1 protein-coding gene is annotated in these 313 nt (G+C 66.1%); it reads right to left on the bottom strand.

The genetic code is table 11. The features are described 5' to 3' along the window. The coding region (locus HU748_RS26185; protein WP_186722548.1) for an AMP-binding protein at positions 1-313 on the bottom strand (313 nt) is incomplete at both ends.

Raw genomic sequence — 313 nt, forward strand, 5'->3', positions numbered from 1 at the left:
TCCAGGGCGTTGCGCGCCCCCACGATGAAACCGCCACCGGCCAGGGTCACGAACAGCTCCCACACCGACAGGTCGAAGCAGATCGAGGTGCTGGCCAGCACGCCCTGGATATCGGCCTGGCTGTACACCTGCTGCGACCAGGCCACCAGCGCGGCGAAGTTGCGGTGGGCGATGGCCACGCCTTTCGGGCGGCCAGTGGAGCCGGAGGTATAGATCACATAGGCCAGGTTATCGGCCACGGCACGGGCTGGCAGGTCACTGTCGTCGCCGTCCAGCGTTAGCTCATCAAGCAGCACGGTTGCGAAGGCACCGT

The organism is Pseudomonas sp. RW3S2 (genome assembly GCF_014268955.1).
In the GTDB taxonomy this organism is placed as follows: Bacteria; Pseudomonadota; Gammaproteobacteria; order Pseudomonadales; family Pseudomonadaceae; genus Aquipseudomonas; species Aquipseudomonas wayambapalatensis.